The sequence below is a fragment of the Streptomyces beigongshangae genome (assembly GCF_019710745.1).
Classification (GTDB): Bacteria; Actinomycetota; Actinomycetes; order Streptomycetales; family Streptomycetaceae; genus Streptomyces; species Streptomyces beigongshangae.
The window spans coordinates 56,938-83,625 of record NZ_JAHKJW010000005.1; the positions used below are offsets into that span (position 1 = coordinate 56,938).

Sequence of the window (26,688 nt, forward strand, 5' to 3'; positions counted from 1 at the left end):
CATTACGCATGCATACCGTTACCGTTCGTCGCGAATTGCCTTCCCCCGGGCGGGAGATGGCGGCAGGGCGCGTACGGGGCCCCCGCGCCCCCGGGGAGCGAGGGGGGTGGGAGGTGGTGGGCCGGCGGTCCGGGTCGCCGTGGGGCGGCCCAGACGGGCGTACGGGACCGGTCCTCAGACCATCAGACCAGTCGTACCGGCTTCTCGGGACGTACGCCGAGGTTCAGGAGCCAGGCCCGGAGGGGAGCGGGGTCGCCCTCCTCCACGAGGCTGAGCACCCGGGGTCCCAGGTCGGCGGGCCGTTCGCCGCCGACGAGGAGCGAAGGGCCGTCCAGCCAGTCGAGTCCCGGCATGGCTCCGGCCGTGTCCATCGCGGCGCAGCAGACCATCGCCGTCACGTGGTCGCTCAGCAGCTCGCGACCCGTCCGCGGCGGTTGCAGGGGGAAGAGCGGCAGCGCGCCGTCGTCCCAGAGCGCCAGGTCGGGACCGCCCTGCCCGGCGGGGGCCACGGACGGCGCCGTCGGCCCGGCGGCGGTCGCGGCCTCCTCGCGCGCCAGTTCGGCGCTCAGCCGCGCCGCGAGCTGGGCGCCGCGTGCGGTCGAGGGCTCGCCGTCCTCGTCGCTCTCGGTTCGGTCGGCCCGGTCGGCCCCGGGCCGGCCGCTCTGCGCGGGTTCGGGCTCGGCTTCGGGCACGGGCGCGGGCTCGGGTTCGGGCTCGGGCCGTTCCACGGTCAGGTGGTCCATCACCCGGGACAGGGTCGGCCCCTGCGGGTCCGAGGCACCCGGGTCCGGGGCGTCCGGCTCCGACGTGCCGGGTTCCGGCGTACCGCGGGTGACGCCCAGCACGTCCAGTACGCGGTGCAGCCGTGCCGCGTCCGTACGCCATTTGCGGTCGACGACCTCGTCCGGGTACTCGGCCCAGTCGACCGGTGCCCAGTCGGGGCCGGTCTCGGCGGGACCGCCGTGGAAGAGGCGGGCGGCCAGCAGGGACGTCGCCTCGTCGATCGCGCCCGGCTCCTCCAGGAGGTCGCACGCGGGGCGTTCGCCGAGCCGGGAGGCGAAGCCCTCGGCGAGCCGGTCGCGCCGGGACAGTTCGGTGAGCGCCGCGACGACGCCCGCGTCGAGCCGGGACGGCCACCGCCCCATGCGCCATGCGGGCAGCGCGACCCTCGTCAGCAGCCGGTCCCAGCCCGCGTACGCCAGGCCCACCTGCTCCTGGGCGACGATCCGCAGACCGTAGTCCACCGCCTGTGCGCGCTCCGCCGCCGAGGCCGCGACACCCCGCTCCATCTCGGCCGCGTGTCCGCGGCAGCCGCGCAGCAGCAGCCGCGTCACCCAGCCGGCCCCGCCGAGCACCAGGCGGGCCAGGGGCCCGCGCCCGGGGGCCGAGGTCACCGCCACGGCCGCGTCCAGGCCCCGTACGAAACGCCGGGCCGCGGCTATGTCCGGGTGCGCCGACGGCCCCGTACCCGCGACGACCGGCGCGAGGACGGCACGCAGTTCACCGACCCGCATCCACCACAGGAAGGGCGAGCCGATGACGAGGACGGGCGCGGCGGGCGTACGCCGGTGGGCCGTCGGCAGGGCGCGGCCACCGCCCACCATCTCCTCGCCGGACCCGGGACGGGGTGGCCCGTGGGCCGGATGGGTGCGGTCCTCCAGCCAGCTGTCGCAGTCGGGGGTGAGCGCTATCGCGGAGGGCGCGGGCACTTCGAGGCGGTCGGCCAGGTCCCGCACCATGCGGTACAGGTCCGGCGCCGACTCCTCGGCGACCGGGACCGTGGGGCTCACGGCGGGTCGGGAACGGGCCACGACCAGCGCGATGCCCGCCGCCGAGAGCAGCGCCGACACGGCGACGGCCGTCACGACCGCGCGTGCCACGCCCCAGCCCGGACCGTCGAGGTGCCCGGTCGACCCGCCGACGAGCAGGACGACGGCGACGGCCGCGGGCAGCAGGGCGACGGCCAGTGCCCTGCTGCGGATGCGCAGCACGGCGAGGGCCCGTGAGCGCGCGGTGTGCGCGCCCCACTCCACTCCCATACCGGACACGACCTCCGTCACCCCCTATCGCCCGTCCGGCATGTGCATACCCAGCCACCGCCGGCGGACCTCATGGCGTTGCTCACTCCCCCACTGTGGCACCCACCGCGGACATCGCAATGCCGGTGGGCCAAGTGCCGGAACGCTTGCGCCGCACCATAGTTGGGGCCCGGTCCGTCGTCAGCCGGATGGAGGATCGGTCACTCGATGGAATGGCTTTGGCTAGAGGTAGCTGACGGACGGGCCCCGGATCCAGTGCTGGATCCGGGGCCCGGAGGTGCCGTATGGGAGGTGACGCTGCAGGTGGCAGCCGTAACCCAGGGTTATGAACTACCCGGCTGCGGCTTCCGCCGCCTGCGCCGCCTGCGCCGCGATGTCCGTACGGTGCTGGGATCCGTCGAGGCGGATCCGGTCGACCGCCCGGTAAGCACGGGCGCGGGCCTGCGTGAGATCCGTACCGCTCGCGGTCACCGAGAGCACCCGGCCGCCCGCGCTGACGACCGCGCCGCCGTCACGCCTCGTACCGGCGTGCAGGACGTACGTGTGCGGGGCGTCCTGGGCGGCCACCTCGTCGAGGCCCTCGACGGGGTCGCCGGTCCGCGGGGTGGCGGGGTAGTTGTGCGAGGCGATGACCACGGTGACGGCCGCGTCGTCGCTCCAGCGCAGCGGTTCGAGGTCGGCGAGGGTGCCTTCGGCCGCCGCGAGCAGGATGCCGGAGAGCGGGGTCCGCAGACGGGCGAGGACGACCTGGGTCTCGGGGTCGCCGAAGCGGGCGTTGAACTCGATGACCCGCACACCGCGCGAGGTGATCGCCAGGCCGGCGTAGAGCAGCCCGGAGAACGGGGTGCCGCGGCGGCGCAGCTCGTCGACGGTCGGCTGCAGGACGGTCTGCACGACCTCCTCGACCAGCTTCGGGTCGGCCCACGGGAGGGGCGAGTACGCGCCCATGCCGCCGGTGTTCGGGCCCTCGTCGCCGTCGAGGGCGCGCTTGAAGTCCTGGGCCGGCTGCAACGGGACGACCGTCACGCCGTCGGTGATCGCGAAGAGGGAGACCTCGGGGCCGTCGAGGAACTCCTCGACGACGACCCGTTCGCAGGCGTTGGCGTGGGCCGTGGCCTCGGCGAGGTCGCCGGTCACCACGACGCCCTTGCCGGCCGCGAGACCGTCGTCCTTCACGACGTACGGGGCACCGAAGGCGTCGAGCGCCGAGTCGACCTCGGCGGGTGTCGTACAGACGTACGAGCGGGCGGTGGGTACGCCCGCAGCCGCCATGACGTCCTTGGCGAATGCCTTGGAGCCCTCCAGCAGGGCGGCCTCCCGCGAGGGGCCGAAGACCGGGATGCCCGCCTCGCGCACGGCGTCGGCGACCCCGGCCACGAGGGGCGCCTCCGGGCCGACGACCACCAGCTCGGCGCCGAGGTCCGCGGCCAGCACGGCCACGGCCTTGCCGTCGAGGGCGTCGACCTCGTGCAGCTCGGCCACCTCGGCGATGCCCGCGTTGCCCGGGGCACAGTGCAGGGCGGTGACGTCGGGATCGAGGGAGAGGGAGCGGCACAGGGCGTGTTCGCGGGCGCCGCCGCCGATTACTAGGACCTTCACGGGGGTCAGCCTAGCGGGCACCCGGCCGACGGGGCCTTGGCGCCGGGGGGACAGCCTTGGTGCCGGGGTGGGCAGCCTTGGCGCCGGGGACGGACAGCGGCAGGCCCGCCACTCACCGCTCATTCCTCACTGCTCACACCCACTGCTCACACCCACTGCTCACCGCTCGCCGCTCACTCGTTGGTGAACTCCTCGACCACCGTTGCCCCCAGTTCCCGCACGATCAGTTCGTGGCCCGACAGCGCCGACTCGTCGAGGTCGGGGTCGTCGTCCTCCGGGATGTCGTCCTCCGGGGAGATGGGAGGCGGCTCCGGAGCGGAGGGGCGGGGCGGCGGCTGATGGGCCGACGAGGGCGGCGGGCCGCCCGCGGACGCCGACTGGTTCCGGGCGGCCGGGGCGGCGGCCGGGCCGGGGGACGGGGCCGCCGGCTGCTGCGGGGCAGGACGGGGTGCGCCCTGCTGCGGCGCCGCACCACCCGGTGCGTAACCTCCGCCCCCGCCCCCACCCCCGAAACCGCCGCCGAACCCGCCGCTCTGCGCGGCCGGCGGTACCGAGCCGCCGGACGGGTCGATGACCGCCTCGATCTTCCACTGGACGTTGAACAGCTCGGACAGCGCCTGTCGCAGCACTTCCTCACTGCCGCTGCTCGCGAAGTTGTCCCGCGCGCCGACGTTGACGAAGCCGAGTTGGAGGGTGGTGCCGTCGAAGCCGGTCACCTGCGCGTTCTGGCTGAGCAGGATCCAGGTGAAGCGGCGGCGGTTCTTCACCGCCTCCAGGATGTTCGGCCAGAGGGTGCGGGGGTCCGGACCGCCGCCGGAAGGGGCGGAGAGGCCGGGCCCGGCGGAGGCAGGAGCGGAGACAGGAGCAGCGGCAGGGGCGTACGGAGGGGACGGGCGGACCCCGCCGGAACCGCCCGGGGCGGACGCGGTGGATGGTGCGCCGGACGCCCCGAACGGGGGCTGTCCTCCGCCCGCGGGCGTCGCGGTCGGCCAGCCACCGGGCCGCCGGCCGCCGCCGACGGCTGTCGCGGTGGGCCAGGCACCGGGCGCACCACCGGCTGCGCCACCAGCCGCACCGTCGGCCGCGGGAGCCGGGCTCGGCGCGGGCGGCTGCTCCGCGACCGGGGCATGAGCCGCCCCGTACCCCGTGTCCCCGCCAGAACCAGCAGGACCACTGGGACCACTGGGACCACTGGGACTACCGGGAGCACCGGCCCCTCCCCCGCCACCCGGCATCGCTCCGGCTGCCGTGCCCGGTCCGGCTGCCGTGCCCGGTCCGGCACCGCCCCGTACCGCGGCACGGGCCGCGGCGGGACCGCCGATGGGACCACCGGCGGGGCTGCCGGCCGGGCCCCCCTGCAGCCCCACGGGCGCACCCCCCGGATGTGCGTCGGGTCCGGGCACGTAGCCCATCGGAGGCACGGCGGGAGCACCGGCGCCCGCTCCCGTGAAGTTCACCCCGCGCTCGATCCGGTCGAGGCGGGCCATGACGGACCGCTCGTCCCCGTACGCCGCGGGCAGCAGCACCCGCGCGCAGATCAGTTCGAGCTGGAGGCGGGGCGAGGTGGCGCCCCTCATCTCCGTCAGCCCGGTGTTGACGAGGTCGGCCGCGCGGCTCAGCTCGGCGGCGCCGAACACCTCGGCCTGGGCCGTCATCCGTTCCACCACATCGGCGGGGGCGTCGATGAGTCCCTTCTCGCCGGCGTCCGGCACTGCGGCGAGGATCACGAGGTCCCGCAGCCGCTCCAGCAGGTCGGCGACGAAGCGGCGGGGGTCGTTGCCGCCCTCGATGACCCGGTCGACCACTTCGAAGGCGGCCGCACCGTCACCCGAGGCGAATGCCTCCACCACGGAGTCGAGCAGCGAGCCGTCCGTGTACCCGAGGAGGGAGGTGGCCATGGCGTACGTCACACCGTCGGCGCGGGCTCCGGCGAGGAGCTGGTCCATGACGGACATGGAGTCACGCACGGACCCGGCGCCAGCCCGCACGACGAGCGGAAGCACCCCGTCCTCGACGGCCATGCCCTCGCGCCCGCAGACCTCGGCGAGGTACTCCCGCAGGGTGCCGGGGGGAACGAGCCGGAACGGATAGTGGTGCGTCCGCGACCGGATCGTCCCGATGACCTTCTCGGGCTCGGTGGTGGCGAAGATGAACTTGAGGTGCTCCGGCGGCTCCTCGACGACCTTCAGCAGCGCGTTGAAGCCGGCGGACGTGACCATGTGGGCCTCGTCGATGATGTAGATCTTGTACCGGCTGCTCGCGGGTCCGAAGAACGCCTTCTCGCGCAGGTCACGGGCGTCGTCCACGCCACCGTGGGAGGCCGCGTCGATCTCGATGACGTCGATGGAGCCGGGCCCGTTCCTGGCCAGGTCGCGACAGGATTGGCACTCTCCGCACGGGGTGGGCGTGGGCCCCTGCTCGCAGTTCAGACAGCGCGCCAGGATCCGCGCACTGGTCGTCTTCCCGCAGCCGCGCGGCCCGCTGAACAGGTACGCGTGGTTGACCCGGTTGTTCCGCAGCGCCTGCTGCAGCGGATCGGTTACATGCTCCTGCCCGATGACCTCGGCGAACGACTCCGGGCGATAACGGCGGTACAGCGCGAGAGACGACACACGTACGAGGTTATAGGCGCCCACTGACAACGAGGACCGCCCGCCGCACGTCCCCGCCCACCGCCACAGGACCACCGCCCGGGCCCGCGCGTGGCGCCTCGCCCCGGCCGGCGCCCCACGGCCTCGCAGCCCCGCACACGCAAGCGCCCCCCACGCACCCGCCAGAGCCAACCTACCCTTGCTGCCTTCCGGCCCTGGGGGAGTTCAGTCAGATAGCGCCACGTGAGGGGCTGCGCACACAGTACCCGATCCGGGCGGGGGGAACGAGTTCGCGAGCACTGCTCAACGTCTTGTATTGTTTGCCCCGGAGGATTCGCCTAGTGGCCTAGGGCGCACGCTTGGAAAGCGTGTTGGGGGCAACCCCTCACGAGTTCGAATCTCGTATCCTCCGCCAGTGCCTCACCGGGCACGATGTCGAAGGGCCCCACCGTTCGCGGTGGGGCCCTTCGACGGTTCTCAGCTCTCGTTGTCCTGGTTTTTGTCCACAGCGGGTTCCGCGGGCCCCCAGATGGCATCGGCGATCTTCCGGGCGACGTCTTTGAGCATGGCGTCCGGCACGTGCAGATAACGCGCCCGCATCCGTGCGGAGGTGCCCGGCTCCCACCCCATGATCTGGTCGATGACCCGGGCCGGGACCCCGAGCAGCATGAGCACGGTGGCCGCGGTATGCCGTGCGTCGTGCAACCGGCCGTCCCGCACCTGCGCGTCCGCCAAGAGCCGCTTCCAGTCGTGATAGTCCGTGTTCGGGCTCAGCGGGCCGCCCAGCGCCCTGGTGAACACGTAGTCCGACTCGATCCACAGGTTGCCCGCGGTCTTGCGCTCGCGCGCCTGTACCTCGGCATGCGTGCGGAGCATGGCGACCAGCGGGCTCGGCAGGGGCACCGCGCGGCGGCCGGCGCGGGATTTCGTGTTCTTGGTCTCACGCCGGACCTGCTTCCGGCTCGGGCAGTACCCCGCCTTCCGGCCACACGGCGAGGCTTCCGGGCACCCGTGCTCGTAGCGAGGACGCAGACGGTTGCGGCGCAGTTTGAGGTACTCGTTGTCCAGGTCGACGTCAGACCAGCGCAGTCCGAGCGTCTCACCCTGTCGCAGACCGAGCGCGAGCGCGAGCATCCAGCGGGCGCTGTTCCGGCGCTTGTTCACCTCGATCAGCAGACTCTGCACCTCATCCAGCGAGTAGGGCTCCACCTCGTCCTCCGCCTCTTCCATCCGCGGCGGCTTGGCCAGCGCGGCGGCATTCTTCGCCACGTGGCCGCGCCGTGCCGCTTCTCCAAGGGCGGTCCGGATGGTGCGGTGGGCCTGGTGAGCCGTGCCAGCCTTGCTCCCGCTCTTCTGCATCCGGCGGTACAGGCTTTCCAGGTGCTCGGGCTCCAAGCGGTCGATGCGGTGCTTGCCGACACCGGGCACGAGATGCACGCGCACGGCCACCTCGTAGCCGTCGTAGGTGTTCTCGCTCACGGTCGGTTTGGCGATGTTCTCGACCCAGTGCCACAGCCACTTGTCGACCGTCCACGGCTTGCCGGGTTGTTGCGCTGAACCTTCGTCGCGCTGCTTCTCCAGCTTGCGAACCTCGTCCACCAATTCCTTGCGCGTCAGGCGCGTCAGGTGTCGGCGGTAGGGCGTCCCGTCGTCTTTGTAGCCCATCGGGACCCGAGCGTGCCAACGCTCGTCTTTCCCGAAGTAGATGGCGGATTCGCCGTTGGCGCGGCGGGTGCGCTTCTTCTCTTCTGCCACAGCCAGACTCCTGTTTTTGGGTACCGAGATCCGGGCGGCGGACTGTCCTGCCCGGGGCAGTCCGCCGCCCGGGGTGCGGTCAAGCGGCTCGTTGGGCCGCACGTTGACGGGCGACGTATTCGGCGGGCGCATCCGCGGGGACGCGCCGGAGCCGGCCGACGGGAATGGACTCCAGCTCTCCGGAGCGGATGAGCTGGTAGCAGAAGGTGCGGCCGACTCGAAGGCGACGGGCCGCCTCTTCAACGGTCAGCAGCACGAGGGTGGGGTCGAATGCGTCGGCGGGACGGGCCGTTTCCATTCGGTTGTTGCTCCTTCGTCGCGAGGGGAGGAGCGGGGGCCCGTCGGCCCCCTTCTGGGGTATCCGCCACGTCCGCCACGCCGCCACATCGCAGGTCAGAGCCTTGATCGTGTGGCGGATAGCGTTTTTGTGGCGGATGGGTGCCGCCACACCCGTCAGGTGTGGCGGCTTGCAGAGCTGCCGGTCTGGTCAGCCGGTGAGGATCGGCTGTGTGGCGGTTTCCGCAGACGTGTGGCGGATGGCTGTGGCGGTATCCGCCACGGATGCACCCCCGCTGACCTGGGGTGTGGCGGACGTGGCGGACGTGGCGGATTCTCCGGGGGACGGGGAGCAGTACCGGATCCAGGCGTCCGTGAGGTCTTCCGCGTAGTAGCCCTTAGGGAAGCCGGAGGGGGTGCGGATGCCGCGCGGTTTGATCGGCTTGTTGGCCGGGGTGACGTACTGCCCGAGCAGCCGGGCGAGGGTGCGGGAGTTGATCGGCTTGTCGTCCAGGTCGCCCCATGGGGCGTCGTCCATGCGGAGCAGGCATTCGATGATCGCGGCGGTGGGCATCCGGTCGTCACCGCAGAACACCTTGTCGCGCAGGTCGGTCAGCAGCCGGACCCCGAGGGAGGCTTCGTCGTTGTCGTGGGACGCGCTGATCAGTTCCAGGCAGGCGGTACGGGCCCGTACGGGCCAGTCCCCGCCGGCTGCGTCCGCGACTGCGAGCAGGGGTTCCCAGACGTCGGCGGGCCGGTCGGAGACTCCTTCAGGCAGTTCGGGCCACGCTTCCGCGACCTGGTCGCGGACGGTGTCGGCCCACTTGGCGAGGCGGTCACGCAGGGCGTGGCCCTGCTTCTCGTGGGTGCGCTGCCGGTAGGGCTCCACTTTCTCGTTCGGTGCGCGCTTGCGCATGCGGACGATGACCGAGCGGGTCAGCACGGTGTCCGGCAGAGAGCCGATACCTGCCATGGCCACGGCGCAGTAGGAGTTGAAGATCTGCGCTGTCTGGTTGGAGCCGTCCCCGACGCAGCGCAGGGCGCCGCCGATGCGCCGGTAGCCGGCGTTCAGGAATCCGCGCAGGGCCTCATCCGCCCCTGCTTTGGGGCCAAAGATGGTGTCCACCTCGTCGAACAGGACGGTGGGCAGTCCCTCGGCTGAGTCGACCAGCCGGTAGAGGGCGTTGGCGGATGCGGACACCGTGGCGACCGGTCGGGGGGTCAGGGTCTCCACGATCTCCAGGGCCCGCGACTTGCCCGATCCCGGCTCCGGGGACAGGAACGCGATGCGGGGCGTGGTCTCGAAGCAGTCGATCAGGTGGGCGTGTCCGTCCCACAGTGCGACCGCGACGTACGCGGCTGCGGTGGGGAAGATGTTGAACCGGCGGTGGAAGGCTTCCACCTCGTCCAGCAGCGCGGCGCCGTCGATGGACGGTGCGGGGGTGGTGGCGGTCATGCGGCGGCCCTCCCTTCCTGTGCGGGGGTGTCGTGCAGGCAGATGCCGACGATCACGCGGGTGGTGAGTGCGGTGACGGCAGCGCGGCCCCGGGCGCGCTCGTGGTGCCCGCAGGCACAGAGCCAGTCGGCCACGGGCGGGCGGGTGAACCGCACCCGCAATCCCGGGCAGATGCCGGAGACAGCGACCGCCTCCGGATCAAGGACAAGAGCAGTGCGGACGCCTTCGGCGGCGACCTTCGGCGCGCCACGGCCGGTCGCGGGTGCGGCAGGTTCGGCGGGGCCGGACCCGGTGGGGGTACCGGGGATGCTTTTCAAGAGGGGGTCGGGGTGGCTGGTCATGCTGCCGTCCTCGGGCGGCAGGTACGGATGGACCAGTCGAGTGCGCTGCGGATCGTGGTCCTGCACTCGGCCGCGGTGAGTCCGGCAGCCTCTCCCTCCCCTTGAAATGCGTCTTCGACCACGTGGCGGGGGATGTCGCCCCATGCGACGAAGCGGCCCAGGGCGCGTGCGCTCTCCAGCAGCCGGACGTTACGCGTGCCCTCCGGCGCCTGCCGCACGTTCCTGCGCCCCCAGGTGAGGGCGGCTTCGGCGGCCCGCCCCGTGCGCGCCACTGTCGGCGTGAGCGGGGGTGGGGTGGACGGGTGCGGCGGGATGAGCAGGGCGAGCAGTCCCGGGGGCAGAGAGTTGATCAGCGCGGGGCCCGCGACCTCGTACGTCCGGCTGCCGATGGTGCTGCCGGCTGCGACGACGTAGCCGCCCCATGCGCGGGTGTCGACCAGTGGGGCGAGGGTCCCTGCGGTGTTGTGGAGGCGTACCGCGGCGGGGGCGGTGAAGTACAGGTGTTGTCCGCCGCTCGCGGTCCGGATCGTGCGGGTGCGGGGGACGGACTGCCCGGTGCGCTCGCAGAGCGCCTCAAAGGTCGCCGCGCCGTCAGGCGCGTCCGCACTGCCGTTGCCGTTGTTCTGGTTCTTGGGCTTGTCCAGGTCGATGACGACCAGCCCGGAGGGGCCGGTGGCGATGCCGACGTTGAACGGCGCCTGTGACCAGGCCGCGCGGATGCGCTCGGGGTCGGTGGTGGCGCGCTGTTCCCACTTGCGGTGCCCGCTCGCGCACGGGCCGGTGCGGGGGCATGCCGTCTCGCTGTGCAGCGCGGGCCGCTTCGTGCCGGGGCGCAGCGGGAAGACGGGCCAGCCGCGTGCCGCGGCGCTCAGTGCTGCGTTCAGCAGGGTCGCATTCATGCCGCCACCTCCAGGACCGGAGTGAGCACGGCGAGCGCGGCGCGGCCGATGAACTCGCTATAGGCGGGCGGGATGCACTCGCGGATGCCCTCTCGGGTCATCCACGGCACGCCCATGACGCGGCGGGCGAGGGGGACGCCGGAGAAGTTGCCGACGAACTGCCCGAAGTGGCCGGGCGGGACGGGGCGGCCCATCTTCGCCTGAGGCACCGTGTGGGCGGGGTGCGGGAGCTGTTCGAGGATGAAGCCCCCGCCGGGTTCGAAGTACCGGTGCCGGTAGGTCTCCACACCGAACATCGGCCCGCACAGCATCACGGGTTCACGGAGCTTGGGCAGCGCCCCGCGTACGTTCTCGATCACCCACGGTCGCCCGGTCGTCTCCAGGGCGGCGCGGGTGGGGTCGATCAGGTCGGGGTGGGTGTTGCCGTGCAGGCGCTGGCAGTCGCTGTCGAGCTGGCACGGGGGTGAGGCGTGGATGAAGTCGAATTCGGCTCCGTGCTCGCGGATGAAGTCGACCGCGTCGCCCTGGATGAACCGGAAGGGGTAGAGCGGTTGCGGGTCGATGTCGATGCCGGTCACGTCGAATCCGGCGTGGTCGTAGCCCTTGCCGGCTCCGCCCTGGCGGCAGAACGCATCCAGCAGCCGCGGCCGGGGGCCGCGCACTCGCCGGATCATGGTCGGTTGGGTCATTCTGGAGGTCTCCAGTTCCTGTGATGGGTGCTGGCTGGCAAGGGCGGCCCCGCGGCTTTGGCGAGACGATGGGGGCCGCCCTTGGCGTAGTTAGCTGTAGAACTTGTTCCGCTTGATCACGGCTTTGCGGATGTTGACCGTGGTCCCGCCGCGGCGGCTGCTCGTGCCGAGGATCTGGACTGCGATCCATCCGCCGAAGATGACCGCGGCCAGAGTGATCAGTTGGGTGATGAGCGCGGTGAGCGCGGCGATGAACGTCGTCAGGAGCACGAGCCCGCCGCACACGGCGCCGAACCCGATCCCTCCGAGCGCGATGTTCACCGCCGTGCGCGATACGGCCGGTTTGACGGCAGGGGGTTCGGGCTTGGCCGGCTCTATGGCGTAGCCGGTGACGACTCGCCCGTCGGGCAGGACCACGGACGCCACCGACGAAACGGGGGCCGGCTGCGCGGGCACGAGCGGCATCGGGTGGGTGGGGGTGAGCGGGGTGGGGTGGTGGACTTCCACGGCCGTAGGCCGTTGCGGGGTGCTCATCGGGCTCCCTCGGGTGCGGTGTCAGGCGGGTGTCACAGGGGTGTCAGGGGCGGGTGTCAGGGCGCGTGACACCTGCGCCTGCCTAGGGGTTTGGGTGTCACGGGGCCGTGACGGTGTCAGGTGTCACGCGGGGGTTAGGGACGGCACGATGCGCCACCGGCCGGTGGTGTTCGTCGGGGCGAGTCGGCCCTCCGCGGCTGCCTCCGCGAGCTTCTTGGATACCCACGGGCGGGAGAGGTTGTGGCGGTCGCACCAGTCGGACAGATCCTTGGGACCGATGATCATCTGTCCGTCTCGTTCGAACTCCGCGAGTGCCTCCGCGAGCAGCCGGCGGGCTTCTTCCCCCTTCGGCTTGCGGCCGGTGCCCTCTCCGAAGATCGGGGCATCGTCTCCGTCCTGCGCCGCGGGGAGTTCCTCCTCCGGGTCGATCTGCTCGTCTTCGGGGTCGTGTCGCGGGGCGTCGTCCATGTCGTCGTCTTCCGGATCGACGTGCGGTGCGCCTTGCCCGTCCCCGGGGACCGGTCGGCCGCTGTACGCCTTTCCGGCGATGGATGCGGCGGCCCCGGCGGTGATCGGGTCGGCGGTGGCGCCGTTGCGCTGTGCCCACGCGGCGACGACTTCCATGAGGGACACCGACCGGTGGGTGAAGGCACGGGTACGCCCCGGGGAGGCGTAACGGTCCTCGGGCACGCCCGTGCTCACGAGGTAGCAGTAGCCGGGCTTGCGGTTGCCCCACGCTCCCGGGTGCGCGCCTGCGTCCAGGACCCGGTCGGGCAGGGAGAATCCCTCGTCGCGGGGGTCGCAGCCGAGTGCGATCACGGACGGCAGGGCGGCGCGGGTGCTGGTGGACATCTGGTCGTAGGAGGGGCGTTGCAGGGAGACGATCAGGGAGACACCCGCGGAGCGGGCCTCTTGCGAGATCCCGGTGAACGCGTCGTCTCCCAGGGCCCGCAGGGTGCTTGCGGCTTCTTCCATCCAGGCCACGAGGAACGGCATCCCCGCGCAGCCGCACGCGGTGCCGTCCGGCCGGCAGGAGTGCTGGGGGTCGTTCTGCTGCTGTGCTGCCTGCGGGAGCCACTGCCGGTAGGAGTGCTGCCCGAGCCACCGCGTGCGGGCAGGGATGACTTCCTGCAAGGCTTCCACCATGACCTCAGTGGGGGTGCCGCCCTCGGCTGCCCAGTCGATGCCGGGGAGCAGGGGGCGGAAGTCCTGGAACATCTTCGGGTCGGACAGCCACAGCAGCACGTCGGAGCGGGAAAGGATCTCCGTCTGGAGATTCAGGGCGGTGTCGCCCTTGCCGGAGCCGGAGCCGCCGGCGATGAGCACGTGGGTGCCGTTGCGGTCGGCCTCCGGGTCGCCGGGCAGCCACAGGTGCATCGGCGCGCCGTCGTCGTAGCGGCCGAGGAGCAGCGGGTCCGCGATGGAGCCTCCGAGGTTGGAGGGCCCGTCGTATTCGACGAACTCCGCGAGCATGTCCTCGGGGACGATGACCAGTTCACCGCGGCGCACGGAGTCCGGGTCGGGCTGGTAGCGCACCGCGGAGGCGGGCAGGTCCAGCGCGGACGCGAGCAGTCCGAGCGCCTTCGTCACGTCGTCGTTGGTCTGCTCCCCCGCAGCGAGCGCGATGGGCGCGGTGACCCGGTTCGGCTCCACCTTCGCGGCGCCGATCTGCGCACGGGCCAGACCGATCTTTTCGAGCAGTCCCTTGTCGCCGCCCTGCCCGCTCGCTTCCCCGTCCGGAGTGCGCAGGATCATCCGCACGTTCCACGACAGGGCCACGACCGGCCCGCCCATCAGATACAGGTCGTCCAAAGGTCCGGCGAGCGGCCCGGCGAGGCATGCTCCGGTCACCCACGCGGAGCCCGCGGCAACGGTGATCGCGGAGTGCAGCCGGCGCTGAGCGGAGGTGTTGCGGCCGACCCACCAGGTGACACCCGTAAGGGCGACGGAGGCGAGGGTGAGACCCACTCCGGCCGGAGCGCTCTCCCCCCACCGCCAGTTCCCCAGCGCGCCCGCGACACCCGCCGCGCCGACTCCCAGCCACGGCGGCAGATGCGGCTTGGCCCGGTTGAGCAGGTATGCGCCGATCCCGCCCCCGGAACCCTGCCCGGGGAGCAGACCCTCACCCCGGTACTCGGCGACGATGCCGTCGCCGAGGTAGTCGGTGTGCCGCGCGCGGCTACCGCTGCTGTTCCTTGCCATGGTCAACCCTCCTTACTGCTGCGACCAGTCGATGACGGGCGCCTGCGGCTTGCGGGCCCGGTGGCGCACCCGGTTGATCTCTTCCTCGTACTCCTGCTGGAACGTCGCGTAGGCCGCAGCCGCGCTCTTGGCCGCGTGGCGCAGGTCGTCGGAGGCGCGGCGCATCTTGCGCGACACCTTGGCCGCACGCAGGCGGGAGCCGAACGCGCGTCCCTCCGGGTCCGGCACCGCCGCGAGCACGCCGTTCAAAATCTCCGCACCCATGGCCACCTCGATGGACAAGGTCACCGCAGCCGCGCGCAGGGTGTTGCAGTAGTTGCGGATCAGCGCGGGGGAGCTGAAGTCCGGGGCGGGGAGCAGGGTCTCGTGCCCGCGCCGGCCGCTGTTGCCGCGGGCCCGGTTGTTGTTCACGGTGATGTTGACGGGCGGGACGAACGAGCCGCCCACCGCACCGACGAACCCTCCGACCGCTGCTCCCGCGTTGGTGAACTTGTTGGACTTGGCCCCGGTGTTGGCGTTCACGCGCGGCCGGGCTGCGTGCTGCGCCTGCCGGTAGGCCCGGTTGTTGGCCCGGTTCGCGGATCCGTTGTCTGCCATGCGGTCATCTCCTCAGGTCAGTGGGTGCGGCGGACGATGAGCCATGCGGTCTGTGTGCCGAGCAGGAGCAGCAGCCACCAGACCTCCAGCGGACCGGCGAGCGGACCGACCGCGACCGCGAGAGCCACCCACCCCCCGGCGAGAGCCGAGACGGCAGCGAGCGTGATCCGCCACGCGAGCGCGGATCCGTCGGCGGGGTGGCGGCGCTGGACGAGGGCGAACCAGACGAGGGGCGCGAGCGCGGCGGGGGCGAGCACGAGAGCCGCCCACCACGCGAGCGTGTGCAGTACGGCGGTGAGCACGAACGCCAGTAACGCCAGCCCGGTGGGGGCGAGCGCACGGCGGTGATCCCACACGAACAGCGCGAGCGCAGAAGCGGCGCGCCCGGTCAGGGAGTGCCGGTGTTCCGGCACGACGACGATGTACGGCTGCCGTCCGCGGCCACGTTGGCGCGGGATACGGACGGTCTTCGGGCTGGCCATGAAAGGCCCCTTCCAGACTGGACGATGGGATGTTCAGGCGGCGCGCTGTTCGTCCTCGGGGTACGCGCAGGGCACGCACATGCCGAGCGAGGTGGGGATGACGTAGCCGGCATCCCGCCGGCACTGCGGGCACGTGCGACGCGCGGTGTTGGCCTTGGCCAGCGCGGCCCGTTTCGCCGGCGTCATCGGGCGGACGGGCTTGGCGCAGTCGAGGCGGTAGAGGTAGGCGACCAGCGGGCCGCGCCGGTAGCGCGGGCGCAGCACCTGCCCGGCGACCGGCTGCCCACCAGGGCGCAGGCCACGGGCACGGAGCTGCCGACGGGTGGCGTAGCCGTCGGGGGCGCAGCGCCACGGGAAGGTGGGTATCCCGTGGCGGGCGCCGGACGGGTCGAAGCACTTGGCGTAGGAGTACGACATGAGCGCCGTCCTCCCGCTCAGCCGGCGAGCGCGGTCGGGAGGTCGGCCAGGTGCGGCTCACGGGTCTTGACCCGTCCGCGTGCGGTGCGGGCCGTCGACTCCGACGTCCCCAGCCCCGCCGCGGCCATCGCCTGTGTCATGCGGGCCGTGCTCGGCTGCGTGAAGTCGGTGCCGTACAGGGCGCGTACCAATTGATCGACCCGGTTCGGGTAGACCACCGGGGCGCAAAGGTCGACGGGCGTCGACGCGGTGTCGACGGGGACCGGATCCGGGGTGACGGGCGTCGACGCAGCCTCCACAGCCACCGGCACGGCCACGGCCGCAGGCACCGAAACCACGGGCGCAGCCGGCGGGGCGGTCGGGCGGTCGACGCTCACCATGACGGGCGTCGAGGGTGTTTCGACGCCCGGCGGCGGGACGTTGACGCCCGTCGACGCCCGTCGGGCGAGGTAGGCGTGGACCTGCCGCATGAGCGCACCGAAGGCCAGCAGCGCGGCCACCGGAGGAACCGCGGCCACCACATAGTTCAGGGCCCCGGCACCCTCACCGACACCCGCCACGTTCAACGCGATGGAGGCCCCGTCACCTGCGGTGACCAGGCCGATTGCCCACCAGTCGACCCGGTGAGCGAGCGAGGCACGCAGGATCAACAATTCACCGATCACGATGAACAGGTCCACCGTGGCCGGCCACGCCCACGACCGGGCGACCGCCTCTTGCATGCCGTGCCGCGCGGCAACCTCTTGCAGGTGCTCGTAGGAGAGCCAGAACGCCACGGCCGTCAGGAGCACTGTGAGCACGGCCGCAAGAGCGGTGATCGCGTGGTCCACCGCGGCGGGCGTCGACGCGGTTTCGACGGACGTCAACGAAGCGTCGACGCGGGCCGGAGCACTCATGCCGCACCCCCGACCAACGCCGGGGTGATGACGTCCGCGTAAGCGATCAGGTGCACCGTGGCGCCCGCGTGGTCGACGCTGGTGCTCAGGACTCCCGTCCGTCCGCCGTTCTGCACGCGGTAGGTCACCGCGTCCGGGGCGACCCCCAGGGCCTCCCGCCACCTCTCGAAGCCGGAGAGGTCGTCGTAGAACGCCAACTCCAGCCGCTCCGGGTAGATCGTCGACACGTGCACGGACGGAGCCGGCAAGTGCCCGAAGTCCACGGACAGCAGACGCAGCGCCCGCAGGGGCACGGCCACCTCATCCAGCGTCAGGGTCCCGCTCATACGGCAGCCCCCTCGAAGACGATCAGGAAGCTGTCCGTGTCCAGGTCCATGACGACCGTGGCGCTCTCACCCTGCTCCCGCAGAGCCGCGGCCCGCTCCTCAGCCGGCCAGGAGCCGCGCGGGTGACCGGCGGGAAAGCTGTCGAGGATCTCGCGCTCACTCATGCCGCCACCGCCGTACGCACCACGGAGCCGCGCGCCGTGCGGCGCGTCCGCGGCCGGCGGGCCACGGCCCGCGCGTCCCTCAGCGGGCTCGTACGAAGCAGCGTCTCCGCGTACGCCGCTGCCGGCGGGTCCGACTCCCGCAGCTCCGCGAGCACCTCGCGCGCCACGTCCAGCCGCACCACCCGATCACCCTCGGACTCCCCCACCGGGTCGGTGAACAACTCCGGGTCGATACCGAACGCCAGTTCCGCGAACTCCGTCGCGGTAACGGCTTCATGACCAGCAACGATGCACTTCATGGGTCGTCTCTCCTCAATCGACGGAACGGCCCGACCGAGGTCCCCGGGGTGCCACCCGGGGACCTCTCGCCGTTGAAGTCAGCCGTGGCGCGAGGCGCCACGAAGCTAGGAACAGCCCCAAGATTCAGGGCCCTTTCTTGCTGACTAGCTTGCACTAGTCTGCTGTGGTGCACAACCCTTGCGAGGTGATGCGCACTAGTTCGCTGTGGTGGGTACCCTCAAGGCATGACTGTCACAGGAGGGCCTAAGCCGAAGGCGGTGCAGGTCGCAGACGCGCTCCGCGACGACATCAGGAAGATGAAGCCGGGGGAGAAACTCCCCTCTCAGCGAGAGCTGATGGACCGCTTCGGGTACGCCAGCCAGACCATCCAGAACGGGCTAGCCGCACTCCGGACCGAGGGGTTGATCGTGTCGGCGGGGAACCTGGGCAACTTCGTCAGCGACGGGTCCACTCCGGGTAGCAACGTGCGTGATGACATCAAGGAAATCCGCTCCCAACTCAAGACGTTGACCGAACGACTCGAAGCGCTGGAAAGCCGCTCCGCACCAGGTGACGCTTGATCTGCAACCAGCATGGGAGTAACGGAGTGTGTGAGGTAAGTGACAGCCAGGGGACGGCGGGAAGGAGGTGGGGACATGTCCAGTGACACCCCCCTATCCCCTTCCCTGTCCCCCCTGCCCGCGCGCGAGACTCGGAGTAGGCACTCGGAGGAGGGCGCATGACTGACGACAGGCCCGCATGGGCGCGACGCATCGCTGCCGAACGACAGGCGCGCGACTGGTCACAGCGTGACGCAGTCAGGGCCCTGCGTGCGCACGCACCCACGGAGCTGCCGGCAGAGGACAGCATGATTCGCCAGTGGAAGCGCTGGGAGTCCGGCCAGGCACCGAACGACTTCTATCAACCGATCATCGCGGCCGTGTTCGGCACAGTGACGCACGCCCTCTTCCCTGCTCCGTCCCGGCGGGACGGAGACAAGGAGATCCTGGCAGCGAGCGGAATGGAGACTCTGGAGATCGTGAGTCGCCTGAACCGCTCGGACGTCGACAGTGCGACGCTCGATGCGCTCCGGATCACTACGGACCGCCTCTGCTCCGAGTACCCGTTCATGCCGAGCGCTCAGCTCCTTATCGAGGGTCGGCAGTGGCTTCGCCGCGTTGTCGACCTGCACACGAAGAGCCTCACGCTTGCCCAGCATCGCGAGGTACTCGCGCTGTCGGGTTGGCTCGCCTTGCTGGTCGGCTGCGTCGAGTACGACACCGGCGACCGCCACGCAGCCGAGTCGACGCGGCGTGCCGCGCTCTCGCTCGCGACCGAGTCCGACCACTCCGAGGTTGCGGGGTGGGCACACGAGATGCGGGCGTGGTTCGCCCTCACGACCGGCGACTACCGCGGAGTCATCGCCGCAGCGCAAGCCGGGGCAGAGACAGCAGCACACCACGGTGTCGCCGTGCAGCTCGCTGGCCAGGAAGCCAAAGCATGGGCGCGGCTCGGGGACCGTCGGCAAGTTGAGGTAGCCCTCGACAAGGGGCGCCGGCTGCTAGAGGGGATGCCATATCCCGAGAACCTGGACAACCACTTTGTCGTCGACCCCGCCAAGTTCGACTTCTACGCGATGGACTGCTATCGGCTGGTCGGGGAAGACCGACTTGCGCGGACACTCGCGGATGAGGTTCTGCGTGCGGGAACTGACTTCGACGGCACAGAGCGGTCGCCCATGCGGAACGCCGAAGCGCGGGTAACCCTGGGGGTCGCCGCAGCGCGGGAGGGCGACCTCGAACAAGCTGTCATTCACGGCGAGCGCGCCCTACAGGGCCAGCGTCAGTCTGTCCCGTCCCTGATCATGACCAGCCGAGAACTCGCAGCCGTCATGCGGCAGCGCTACAGCACCGAACCGACGGCACAGGACTACCTGAACCACCTGCAAGACCTAGGAAAGGAGAAACCGGGGTTTCTCCCTTCCTGAACAGCGCAAACAGAAAACTGGCCCGGCCTCGATCACGAAATCCCTATCGGGACCATGCGGATATATTCGCCTATCACCCGCGCGCGGTGGTTGTAATTGTTCATTCACAGGGCTGGGGCAACTCGCAGTTGCGAGCGCTGCATGGCCTTAACAGCAGGATGCACGGGACCAGCGAGATGAAAAATCTCGGCAGAGTTGTCCGCGTGAGGCTTACTCAATTCCCGTCCGGCGGATTTGAATGTCGTTTAGATCCTTCTTCTGCCGTTCATGATCCCGCCAATAGGCCCATCGCTTCGCTAGGTAGGCGCGCCGCTCGTCTGTCATCATGACCGACCTCGAAAGAGCCACTTGTGGATCACCCAGGACTAGGGCTTCCTCTCCGGTAAACGCACTCGTTCCATACACTGGCGAGAACGCATACACTTCCGGACCGCGGGCCGTCATGGTCAGAGTCATCGAATTGGAGTGATCGTAACGTGGACGCAGTGCGTCGAACGTCATGAACGACTCATCCCTTGCTCGCTGTTGATCTCGTTTATACCGCACGCCATCGGGGCTGGTGTGGCCACCTCCGAACCCAAATTCTGACTCGCGACCGTAAATCAGTACGTACTGCGGCTCAAGTGGTCGATTCATGTACTTTTCGCCGAGGAAAAGGAACGTATTTCGAAAAATCGCCTGGTTCCCGTCGCGAGAGAACCAAGACCGCCAGTCATTGAGCTGATCGTGAGCCTCCACGAACTCACTAGTGGGACGACCGTCCTTTCTGAACCAGCGCTTCGACGGCTTTTCGATTTCGATCAGAATCGGCGTGACAAGACCAGAAGATCTCGTGACCCACATGAAATCCGGTTCGAACCCCCGGCCGGCACCTATCAACTTCGGCCGCCGGAAAACTGCACCTGCATCTGACCCATGATGCCCGCCCGGACCGATATCACCGCTGCCCCCCGGAATCATTGCCGGATGCAGCTCAAGGAAGCTCTGAACCTCATCCTCCTCAGGGTCCTGGCTAAGGAGCGTGTACCAGTCCGCAAGCGCCGTATCCGAGTATTTATCCCAAGCAAGGGCTATCGGTCGCATGGGGTCTGCGTCCGGAAGAGCCACGGCCCGCAAGACGCTCTGGGATGATTGAGGATTCTCCACAGGCTCACACTACTCAGTCCGAACTCGACGCGAACGCCCCGGAGTTGCAACCCTCCGAACTTGTGTCCCGCCACCGCGCCGCACCCTTACCGCGCGGGGCGCGACAACGGCGCCGCTGGCGCGGAGTTCGTTGCGGCATCCCTCGTATGTGAGCTGCGGCTCTGAGTCGTTCGTTGTCCTGGTCTTTGTCCAGTGCGCAGACGGACGCCACCGTTCACCGCCGTACGCGCACCCCCTCTGACCTGCCGCGCGAACCCCCACGAACGCCCCCGGACGGCCGCGCGGACAGTTGGAAAGCGTGTTGGGGGCAACCCCTCACGAGTTCGAATCTCGTATCCTCCGCCAGTGCCTCACCGGGCACTAACGTCGAAGGGCCCCGCTGTTCGCAGCGGGGCCCTTCGACGTGTCCGGGTTCGACGTCGGAACGAGTGACCGAGAACGGGCCGGACGTTACCCGCCTCTCCCGTCCGCGTTACTTGGCCATGGCAACGAAATACACGAGGTGCGCCGCGATCGTCACCGGCGCCGTGGGGATCGCTCTGGCCGGCGCCGGTCCGGCAGCAGCCACCCTCAGCCCGATCGCCGACAACGACTGCAAGACCTTCTCGGACCAGAACATCCTGGCTCCCGAGAAGGGGGGTCCGGGTGTCGGCCCGGGCAATGTGGAGCAGGTGATGTTCATCAACCCGTTCAACCACTGCGGCACCATGGCCCTGTCTCCGTCCCTGCTGATCCTCGGAGCGGATGAACAGGCCCTCCTGTTCTGACCGCGTCCGCACCGAAGTTCCGTGGTGGTCCGCCGACGGGGTCCGGTAGACCTGCTGTACGGCCCGGTGCCTCACCCGACACCGACGCCGGAGGGCCCCACCGCGAACAGCAGGACCCTCCGGCATCGTCCGTCTCAGTGGTGCGGCCAGGACGCGCCGGTGTCCGGGCCCGTGGCGGCGGCGGTCAGCGGAAGCCGGGTGAGTTGTTCCGAGGTCCTGACGACGGCCTGGACCGCCGTGCTGATACGGACGATCTGCACGGACACCCCGACCACCTCCAGCGCGTCCGTCATGCCCAGCAGGCTGTAGAGCCCGCCGGTGGCGCAGTACGTCAGACCCGACAGGTCGAGCAGGAGGTACCTCGTCGTGCGCGGGAGGGCGATGCGGATGATCGCTTCCCTGATCGCGAGACTCGTCTGCACGTCGAGTTCGCCGGTCAGGGACACCAGCATGCCGCCGTGTCTCTGCTCCGCCTGATGAACTTGCAGCCGCGGCGGGTCCTGTCCGCTCACCACGGCACCTCATCGGCGAAAACGGGCATGACTGAGTCGACGGCCGCTGTTTTCCCAACAGCCATGCCCCCAGTCTCCCTCAGTCGGCCGCCGTCCGGGCGTACCTGTACATGAGCTTCACTCTGCTCAGAAAAAGCGTATGTACGACTTTCGGGCGCTCGTCCGGCTTCGGCGGCCGTCCCGGCACCGGGATACGGACGGGTCCGGCGGTGAAGCGCGTGCCCTGCTGAGTGATCAGGGGTTCGCGCGCGCCTCCGTCGCCCTGCGCACGCTCGTCCATCAGGGATCTGCGTCCTGAAGAGATCTGTGTCCTGAAGGAGTCTGTGTCCTGAAGGAGTCTGTGTCCTGAAAGGCCGGGCGACGGTTCACGCCCTCCGGCTGCCCGCGTCCGCCAGCCGGTCGCGCAGCCGCGCCGTGTCCTGGCCCGGCGGCAGGCCGTACACCCGTCGGTACTCACGGTTGAACTGGGTCGCGCTCACGTAGCCGACCCTCGCGGCGACCAGGGCCGCCGTCGTGTCCCCGGCCAGGAGGAGCCTGCGGGCCTCCTGGAGGCGGAGCTGCTTCTGGAAGCGCAGGGGGCTCATACCGGTGGCCGCCTTGAAGTGGCGGTGCAGGCTCGCGGGGCTCATGTGGGCCACCGCCGCGATCGCGTCGATGCCGAGCGGCTCGGTGAAACGGGCGTAGATCCAACGGGCCGCCGCACGCACCCGCGCCGCGGCGGAGTCCGCCAGGGTGAAGTGCCGCAGGGCCGGGCCGAGGGCGCCGCCGAGCACGCGGTAGAGGATCTCCGCCTCGATACGGCCCGCCAGGGCCGGGATGTCCTGCGGGCTGTCCAGCAGCCGTACCCAGCGCGTGACCGCGTCGATCAGTTCCGGGGTCATCGGTGCGGAGAGCTGTCCGGCCGGGTCGGAGCCGGGCAGCCCTTCCGTACCCGGACGAGGATGCGGGCCGACCGGCCCCGGTGTCCGGCTCGGCCCCGGTGTCCGGTTCGGCCTCGGCATCCGGCTCGGCTCCGGTTCCAGTTCCAGCAGGAGGTCGGCGAGCACGTCGCCGTCCAGGCGCAGCACCGCCGAGCGGTACGGCACCTCCTCGAACGTGGCTGTGACCGGCAGGACCAGCGAGTTCAGGAACACCTGCCCGCGACCGCTCCGCCAGCTCCGGTCGCCCGCCACGCTGCTCTTGGCGCCCTGGACGACGAAGCAGATCATCGGTTCGTACAGCAGGTCGAACGGCGGGGCGGGCTCGTCCAGTGTCACCAGCCGTTGACGCGGCACCGCGGTGTCGGACCACATGTCCCCGCCGTACCGGGCGATGGCCGCGGACAACTCGTCCAGCATCCGTACTCCTTGTCCGCCCGAAGGGTGGGGCACCTGCCCACAGGGTCGGTCCCGGGTGCGCCTCCCAGTCGGCCCTGAGAGGATCAGGCAATCCTATGCGGTCGACGGCCCATGCCCCGCGGCATCCGCGCTCCTAGCGTTGAGCGCATGACACAGCAAGGCGACGAACAACACCGCAAGCAGCAGACCGACGAGGGGCGGCAGGGCGAGCACGGGACCCTGCCCGCCCGGCGTCTCGGCGGTCAGGGGCTGACCGTCGGCGCCGTCGGTCTCGGCACGATGGGCATGACCATGGCCTACGGCGCCGGTGACGAGGCCGACGGCATCGCCACTGTCCGCCGGGCGTACGAACTCGGCGTCACCCTCTTCGACACCGCCGAGCTGTACGGCATGGGCACCGGGAGCAACGAGCAGCTGCTCGGCCGTGCCGTACGGGACTTCCGCGACGACGTCGTGATCGCCACCAAGTTCGGCTTCGACATGAGCGCGCCGCAGGACGCCGCGGGCTACGCGCTCAACAGCCGGCCCGAGCACATCCGCGAGGTCACCGAGAACAGCCTGCGCCACCTCGGTACCGACTACGTCGACGTGCTGTACCAGCACCGCGTCGACCCGGATGTCCCCATCGAGGACGTGGCCGGCACGGTCGGCGAGTTGATCGCCGAAGGCAAGGTGCGGTACCTCGGACTCAGCGAGGCCGGACCCGACCTGCTCCGGCGCGCCCACGCCGTCCACCCGGTGTCCGTACTGCAGACCGAGTACTCGGTGTTCGAGCGGGCCGTCGAGGCCGAGGTGCTGCCCGTGGTGCGGGAGCTCGGCATCGGCTTCGTACCGTACTCGCCGCTCGGCCGGGGGTTCCTGACCGGTGCGGTGAAGCCCGCCGCCGAGTATCCCGCCGACGACATGCGCAGCTGGGACGACCGCTGGCAGCCCGGCAACTACGAGCGGAACCTGACCGCCGTACGCGAACTGAACACGCTCGCCGCCGCCAAGGGGATCTCCGTCACGCAGCTGGCCCTGGCCTGGCTGCTGGCCCAGGGCGACGACATCGTCCCGATCCCCGGTACCCGCAGTCCGCGGCGCCTCGCCGAGAACGTGGCCGCCGCGGACGTCACGCTCACCCCGCAGGACCTGGCCCGCGTCCAGGAGATCCTGCCCAAGGGTGCTGCCGGGTCCCGTTACCCCGAGGCGATCATGCCGTCCTGGTGACGCCGGCGCCCGCTGCGGGCTCGAGAACGGACTCAGGGGGCGATCTCCACCTCCCGCGTCACCGACACCTGGTCGATGTCCGACGTGCGGATCGTGACCTTCATCGTCCAGGTGCCGGCGAGGGGCAGGTTGAGGGACTGGGTCCCCCAGTAGCCGCCCTTGTCGGTGAGTCCGGCGTCGACGGGGCCGATCCGCTGGGCCTTGAGGGTGAAGGAGAGCCGGATCTCGGGGACGGTGGCGATGCCTCCGTCGGGGCCGAGGACGACCGCCTCGACCGTGTTCTCCCCGACGCGGCCCGGCTCCAGGAGGACCTGGACCTTGCCGTGGCCGTTCGGGGTGCCGACGTCGAAGGGGATCAGGGTCGTGGACGCGGTCGGGCCGCTCCCGGCGGACGCGGTGGACTCGGCCGCCGCCGTCTCCAGCTCGGCGCGGCCGGGCTGGGTGCCGGTCAGCACCGTCGTGACGACCAGCACCGCCACGCCCACGACGACCTCGGCGAGGACCGAACGCCGCAGGAGGCGGTGACGGGCGCCCGTCTCCTCCCCGGAAGCCGACGGCGACGGCCCTGACGGCCCTGACGACCTCGATGGCTCCGACGGTCCCGGCAGCCCCGACAGGCCCGACAGGCCCGAGGATTCCGCAGCCGTCGCGTCGGGCCCTGCGTCCGGTGTACGGGAGCCGGGCCCGCGGGAGCCGGGCCCGGGCGAGTCGGGTCCGGGAGAGTCGGGTCCGGGAGAGTCGGGCGGCAGGTTCGTGCCGTCCGCTTCGGCGCCCGCCGGCGCACCCGCCATCGCCGGCACGCGCGCCCCGGACGGCTGCGCGGCGTCGTCCGTCAGACGGGCCGTCCAGCGGCGCGAGAAGGCCGCCGCGGCCAGCAGCACCACCACCGCGGCCGCCTTCGCGACCAGGAGCCGGCCGTACGAGGTGCCGGTCACCGCGTCCCACGACCCGAGGCCCCGCCAGGACTGGTAGACGCCGGTCAGCACCAGGACCACGACCGAGGTGAACGCGAGGCGCGAGAAGCGGCGCACGGAAGCGGCCGGGAGCGGTGTCTCCGACCGGTGGAGGGCGGTGAGCAGGGCACCGAGGCCGCCCAGCCAGACCGACGCCGCCAGGAGGTGCAGTACGGAGGAGGTCATCGCCGCGGGGACCTGGATCCCCGCGGACGCGTGCTCCGCGGCGGCCCAGGTGCCCGCCAGGGCGACGGCCAGGACACCGCCGACGGCGAGGACGGCGGGTTTCGGTTCCGGGGACCCGCGCAGGGCGGCCTCCGTCCGTACGAGGAAGACCGCCACCCCCGCCAGCAGCGCCAGCCGGGCGAGCAGGGCCCAGCCGGGCCTGCTCGTCAGGGTGTTCTCGACGAGCGCCGGGTCGAGGAGGGTCGACGGGCCGGTACCCCGTTCGTACGGGCCGCGCAGGAGGACGAGCAGGGCCGTGGTGGCCAGGAGGGCCCACCAGCCGGTGCGTACGAGTCCCCGCAACGGCCGGGTACCGGGCGGACGGCACCCGAGGACGAAGACGGTGACGCCGATGAGCAGGGCGACGGCGGCGTACGCGGCGTAGCGGGCGATGTCGTAGAGGGCGCCCGAGGCGGGGTTCACGGCCGGCTCGGCGGACAGGGAGACCGTCGTCTCGGAGGGCGCGCCGATGGAGAAGGTGAAGGCGCCGGAGATCGGGTGGCTGTCCGCCGAGACCACGCGCCAGGCGACGGTGAACGTCCCGTCCGGCAGATCGTCGCGCAGCCGTACGCGGACCCGGTCGGAGCGGCCGGGGACGTGCTCGGCGCCGCCCGCGTTCACCCGCCGGTTCTCCGGGCTGAGGACGCGCAGCGAGTCGTCTCCGACGCCGACCGACTCGGTGAAGGTCATGGTGACCTCCCGCGGCGCGGAGCGCAGGACGGACCCCTCACGGGGGTCGGTGTCCCGCACGGCCGAGTGGGCGGACGCGGGAGTGGCGCCGCCGAGCAGGAACAGCGTGCCCAGCAGGACGACGAGAGCGGCGACGACGGCGGCCCGGCGGGGCCCCGGCGTCCCCAGCGCCTGCGGTGCGTGCGGTGCCTGCGGCCCTCCCGGCCTCTGCGCCCGGTGTACCCGCTGTGCCCGGTGTACCCGCTGTGCCCGGCGTATTCGCTGCCCCCGCGGCACCCGGTGTGTACGGCGCACTCGGCCCACGTCGCCTCTCCCCGCTT

The 26,688-nt window shown here is 71.0% G+C and carries 27 protein-coding genes, 1 tRNA gene and 1 other RNA gene; 5 read left to right on the top strand and 24 right to left on the bottom strand.

From position 1 onward, the window contains the following. Positions 1-182: 182 nt before the first annotated feature. The 4 genes from KM933_RS05385 to ffs all read right to left on the bottom strand — a co-directional run bounded on the left by KM933_RS05385 (position 183) and on the right by ffs (position 6,485). Entirely contained in the window at positions 183-2,039 is a 1,857-nt protein-coding gene (locus KM933_RS05385) for a M48 family metalloprotease (RefSeq protein ID WP_260333117.1), read from the bottom strand. Between the two features lie 330 nt (positions 2,040-2,369). Then, positions 2,370-3,638 carry a phosphoribosylamine--glycine ligase gene (purD, locus tag KM933_RS05390; RefSeq protein WP_221348665.1) on the bottom strand — a complete coding sequence of 423 codons (1,269 nt, stop codon included), beginning with the start codon at positions 3,636-3,638 and terminating at the stop codon, positions 2,370-2,372. A gap of 173 nt (positions 3,639-3,811) precedes the next feature. Next, entirely contained in the window at positions 3,812-6,250 is a 2,439-nt protein-coding gene (locus KM933_RS05395) for a DNA polymerase III subunit gamma and tau (protein ID WP_221348667.1), read from the bottom strand. A gap of 136 nt (positions 6,251-6,386) precedes the next feature. Next, an RNA gene (gene ffs, locus KM933_RS05400) (signal recognition particle sRNA small type) lies at positions 6,387-6,485 on the bottom strand. 71 nt (positions 6,486-6,556) lie between these two features. Between ffs and KM933_RS05405 the strand changes: the two genes are divergently transcribed. Beyond that, positions 6,557-6,644: transfer RNA gene (locus KM933_RS05405), tRNA-Ser, on the top strand. A 62-nt stretch (positions 6,645-6,706) separates the two neighbouring features. Here KM933_RS05405 and KM933_RS05410 read toward each other — a convergent pair. The 15 genes from KM933_RS05410 to KM933_RS05480 all read right to left on the bottom strand — a co-directional run bounded on the left by KM933_RS05410 (position 6,707) and on the right by KM933_RS05480 (position 17,562). Further along, positions 6,707-7,984, bottom strand: a complete 1,278-nt coding sequence (locus KM933_RS05410) for a tyrosine-type recombinase/integrase (RefSeq protein ID WP_221348669.1) — start codon at positions 7,982-7,984, stop codon at positions 6,707-6,709. Between the two features lie 79 nt (positions 7,985-8,063). Then, positions 8,064-8,282: an excisionase family DNA-binding protein gene (locus tag KM933_RS05415; RefSeq protein WP_210881310.1), complete on the bottom strand. Its 219-nt coding sequence runs from the start codon at positions 8,280-8,282 to the stop codon at positions 8,064-8,066. Between the two features lie 189 nt (positions 8,283-8,471). Further along, a complete protein-coding gene (locus tag KM933_RS05420; RefSeq protein WP_221348671.1) occupies positions 8,472-9,716 on the bottom strand; it encodes a DUF3631 domain-containing protein in 1,245 nt (414 codons plus the stop codon). Next, positions 9,713-10,057: a hypothetical protein gene (locus KM933_RS05425; RefSeq protein WP_221348673.1), complete on the bottom strand. Its 345-nt coding sequence runs from the start codon at positions 10,055-10,057 to the stop codon at positions 9,713-9,715. Before KM933_RS05425 ends, KM933_RS05420 begins: the two co-directional genes overlap by 4 nt. After that, positions 10,054-10,956 carry a bifunctional DNA primase/polymerase gene (locus KM933_RS05430; protein ID WP_221348675.1) on the bottom strand — a complete coding sequence of 301 codons (903 nt, stop codon included), beginning with the start codon at positions 10,954-10,956 and terminating at the stop codon, positions 10,054-10,056. Before KM933_RS05430 ends, KM933_RS05425 begins: the two co-directional genes overlap by 4 nt. Continuing rightward, entirely contained in the window at positions 10,953-11,645 is a 693-nt protein-coding gene (locus KM933_RS05435; protein ID WP_221348677.1) for a class I SAM-dependent methyltransferase, read from the bottom strand. Before KM933_RS05435 ends, KM933_RS05430 begins: the two co-directional genes overlap by 4 nt. 90 nt (positions 11,646-11,735) lie before the next feature. Continuing rightward, complete coding sequence (locus KM933_RS05440; protein ID WP_221348679.1) at positions 11,736-12,179, bottom strand: hypothetical protein; 444 nt, start codon at positions 12,177-12,179, stop codon at positions 11,736-11,738. A 123-nt stretch (positions 12,180-12,302) separates the two neighbouring features. Continuing rightward, positions 12,303-14,381, bottom strand: coding sequence for a plasmid transfer protein TraB (gene traB / locus KM933_RS05445; RefSeq protein WP_221348681.1), 2,079 nt, complete (start codon positions 14,379-14,381; stop codon positions 12,303-12,305). A gap of 12 nt (positions 14,382-14,393) precedes the next feature. Further along, a complete protein-coding gene (gene traA / locus KM933_RS05450; protein WP_260333088.1) occupies positions 14,394-14,978 on the bottom strand; it encodes a plasmid transfer protein TraA in 585 nt (194 codons plus the stop codon). 17 nt (positions 14,979-14,995) lie between these two features. Continuing rightward, positions 14,996-15,460 carry a hypothetical protein gene (locus tag KM933_RS05455; protein WP_221348683.1) on the bottom strand — a complete coding sequence of 155 codons (465 nt, stop codon included), beginning with the start codon at positions 15,458-15,460 and terminating at the stop codon, positions 14,996-14,998. Between the two features lie 33 nt (positions 15,461-15,493). Continuing rightward, positions 15,494-15,877, bottom strand: coding sequence for an RRQRL motif-containing zinc-binding protein (locus tag KM933_RS05460; protein WP_221348685.1), 384 nt, complete (start codon positions 15,875-15,877; stop codon positions 15,494-15,496). Positions 15,878-15,894: 17 nt separating this feature from the next. After that, positions 15,895-16,707 carry a DUF2637 domain-containing protein gene (locus KM933_RS05465; RefSeq protein ID WP_308013268.1) on the bottom strand — a complete coding sequence of 271 codons (813 nt, stop codon included), beginning with the start codon at positions 16,705-16,707 and terminating at the stop codon, positions 15,895-15,897. Positions 16,708-16,769: 62 nt separating this feature from the next. After that, positions 16,770-17,099, bottom strand: a complete 330-nt coding sequence (locus KM933_RS05470; protein WP_221348689.1) for a hypothetical protein — start codon at positions 17,097-17,099, stop codon at positions 16,770-16,772. Next, a complete protein-coding gene (locus KM933_RS05475) occupies positions 17,096-17,263 on the bottom strand; it encodes a hypothetical protein (protein WP_221348692.1) in 168 nt (55 codons plus the stop codon). Before KM933_RS05475 ends, KM933_RS05470 begins: the two co-directional genes overlap by 4 nt. Continuing rightward, on the bottom strand, positions 17,260-17,562 hold the full coding sequence (locus KM933_RS05480) for a hypothetical protein (protein WP_221348694.1): 303 nt from the start codon (positions 17,560-17,562) through the stop codon (positions 17,260-17,262). Before KM933_RS05480 ends, KM933_RS05475 begins: the two co-directional genes overlap by 4 nt. A gap of 225 nt (positions 17,563-17,787) precedes the next feature. Between KM933_RS05480 and KM933_RS05485 the strand changes: the two genes are divergently transcribed. Together KM933_RS05485 and KM933_RS05490 are read left to right on the top strand one after the other, a co-directional pair. After that, on the top strand, positions 17,788-18,123 hold the full coding sequence (locus tag KM933_RS05485; RefSeq protein ID WP_260333089.1) for a GntR family transcriptional regulator: 336 nt from the start codon (positions 17,788-17,790) through the stop codon (positions 18,121-18,123). 158 nt (positions 18,124-18,281) lie between these two features. Then, positions 18,282-19,529 carry an NsdA family TPR-like regulatory protein gene (locus KM933_RS05490; RefSeq protein WP_221348696.1) on the top strand — a complete coding sequence of 416 codons (1,248 nt, stop codon included), beginning with the start codon at positions 18,282-18,284 and terminating at the stop codon, positions 19,527-19,529. Positions 19,530-19,739: 210 nt separating this feature from the next. Here KM933_RS05490 and KM933_RS05495 read toward each other — a convergent pair whose 3' ends face one another. Next, positions 19,740-20,612: a Shedu anti-phage system protein SduA domain-containing protein gene (locus tag KM933_RS05495; RefSeq protein WP_221348698.1), complete on the bottom strand. Its 873-nt coding sequence runs from the start codon at positions 20,610-20,612 to the stop codon at positions 19,740-19,742. A gap of 491 nt (positions 20,613-21,103) precedes the next feature. Here KM933_RS05495 and KM933_RS05500 point away from each other — a divergent pair, with 491 nt between their 5' ends. After that, positions 21,104-21,442: a hypothetical protein gene (locus KM933_RS05500; RefSeq protein ID WP_221348700.1), complete on the top strand. Its 339-nt coding sequence runs from the start codon at positions 21,104-21,106 to the stop codon at positions 21,440-21,442. A 134-nt stretch (positions 21,443-21,576) separates the two neighbouring features. On the opposite strand, the gene KM933_RS05505 is transcribed toward KM933_RS05500, so the two are convergent. The 3 genes from KM933_RS05505 to KM933_RS05515 all read right to left on the bottom strand — a co-directional run bounded on the left by KM933_RS05505 (position 21,577) and on the right by KM933_RS05515 (position 23,291). Further along, on the bottom strand, positions 21,577-21,954 hold the full coding sequence (locus tag KM933_RS05505) for an STAS domain-containing protein (RefSeq protein ID WP_221348702.1): 378 nt from the start codon (positions 21,952-21,954) through the stop codon (positions 21,577-21,579). Between the two features lie 79 nt (positions 21,955-22,033). Further along, positions 22,034-22,234 carry a hypothetical protein gene (locus tag KM933_RS05510; protein ID WP_221348704.1) on the bottom strand — a complete coding sequence of 67 codons (201 nt, stop codon included), beginning with the start codon at positions 22,232-22,234 and terminating at the stop codon, positions 22,034-22,036. Between the two features lie 85 nt (positions 22,235-22,319). After that, the gene (locus tag KM933_RS05515) at positions 22,320-23,291 is read right to left on the bottom strand and encodes an AraC family transcriptional regulator (protein WP_221348706.1); all 972 of its coding nucleotides are present in this window, start codon (positions 23,289-23,291) and stop codon (positions 22,320-22,322) included. A gap of 219 nt (positions 23,292-23,510) precedes the next feature. On the opposite strand from KM933_RS05515, the gene KM933_RS05520 reads away from it, so the two are divergent. Further along, positions 23,511-24,500: an aldo/keto reductase gene (locus KM933_RS05520; protein WP_260333121.1), complete on the top strand. Its 990-nt coding sequence runs from the start codon at positions 23,511-23,513 to the stop codon at positions 24,498-24,500. A gap of 32 nt (positions 24,501-24,532) precedes the next feature. Here KM933_RS05520 and KM933_RS05525 read toward each other — a convergent pair whose 3' ends face one another. Then, entirely contained in the window at positions 24,533-26,671 is a 2,139-nt protein-coding gene (locus tag KM933_RS05525) for a copper resistance CopC/CopD family protein (RefSeq protein ID WP_308013269.1), read from the bottom strand. Positions 26,672-26,688 lie beyond the last annotated feature (17 nt).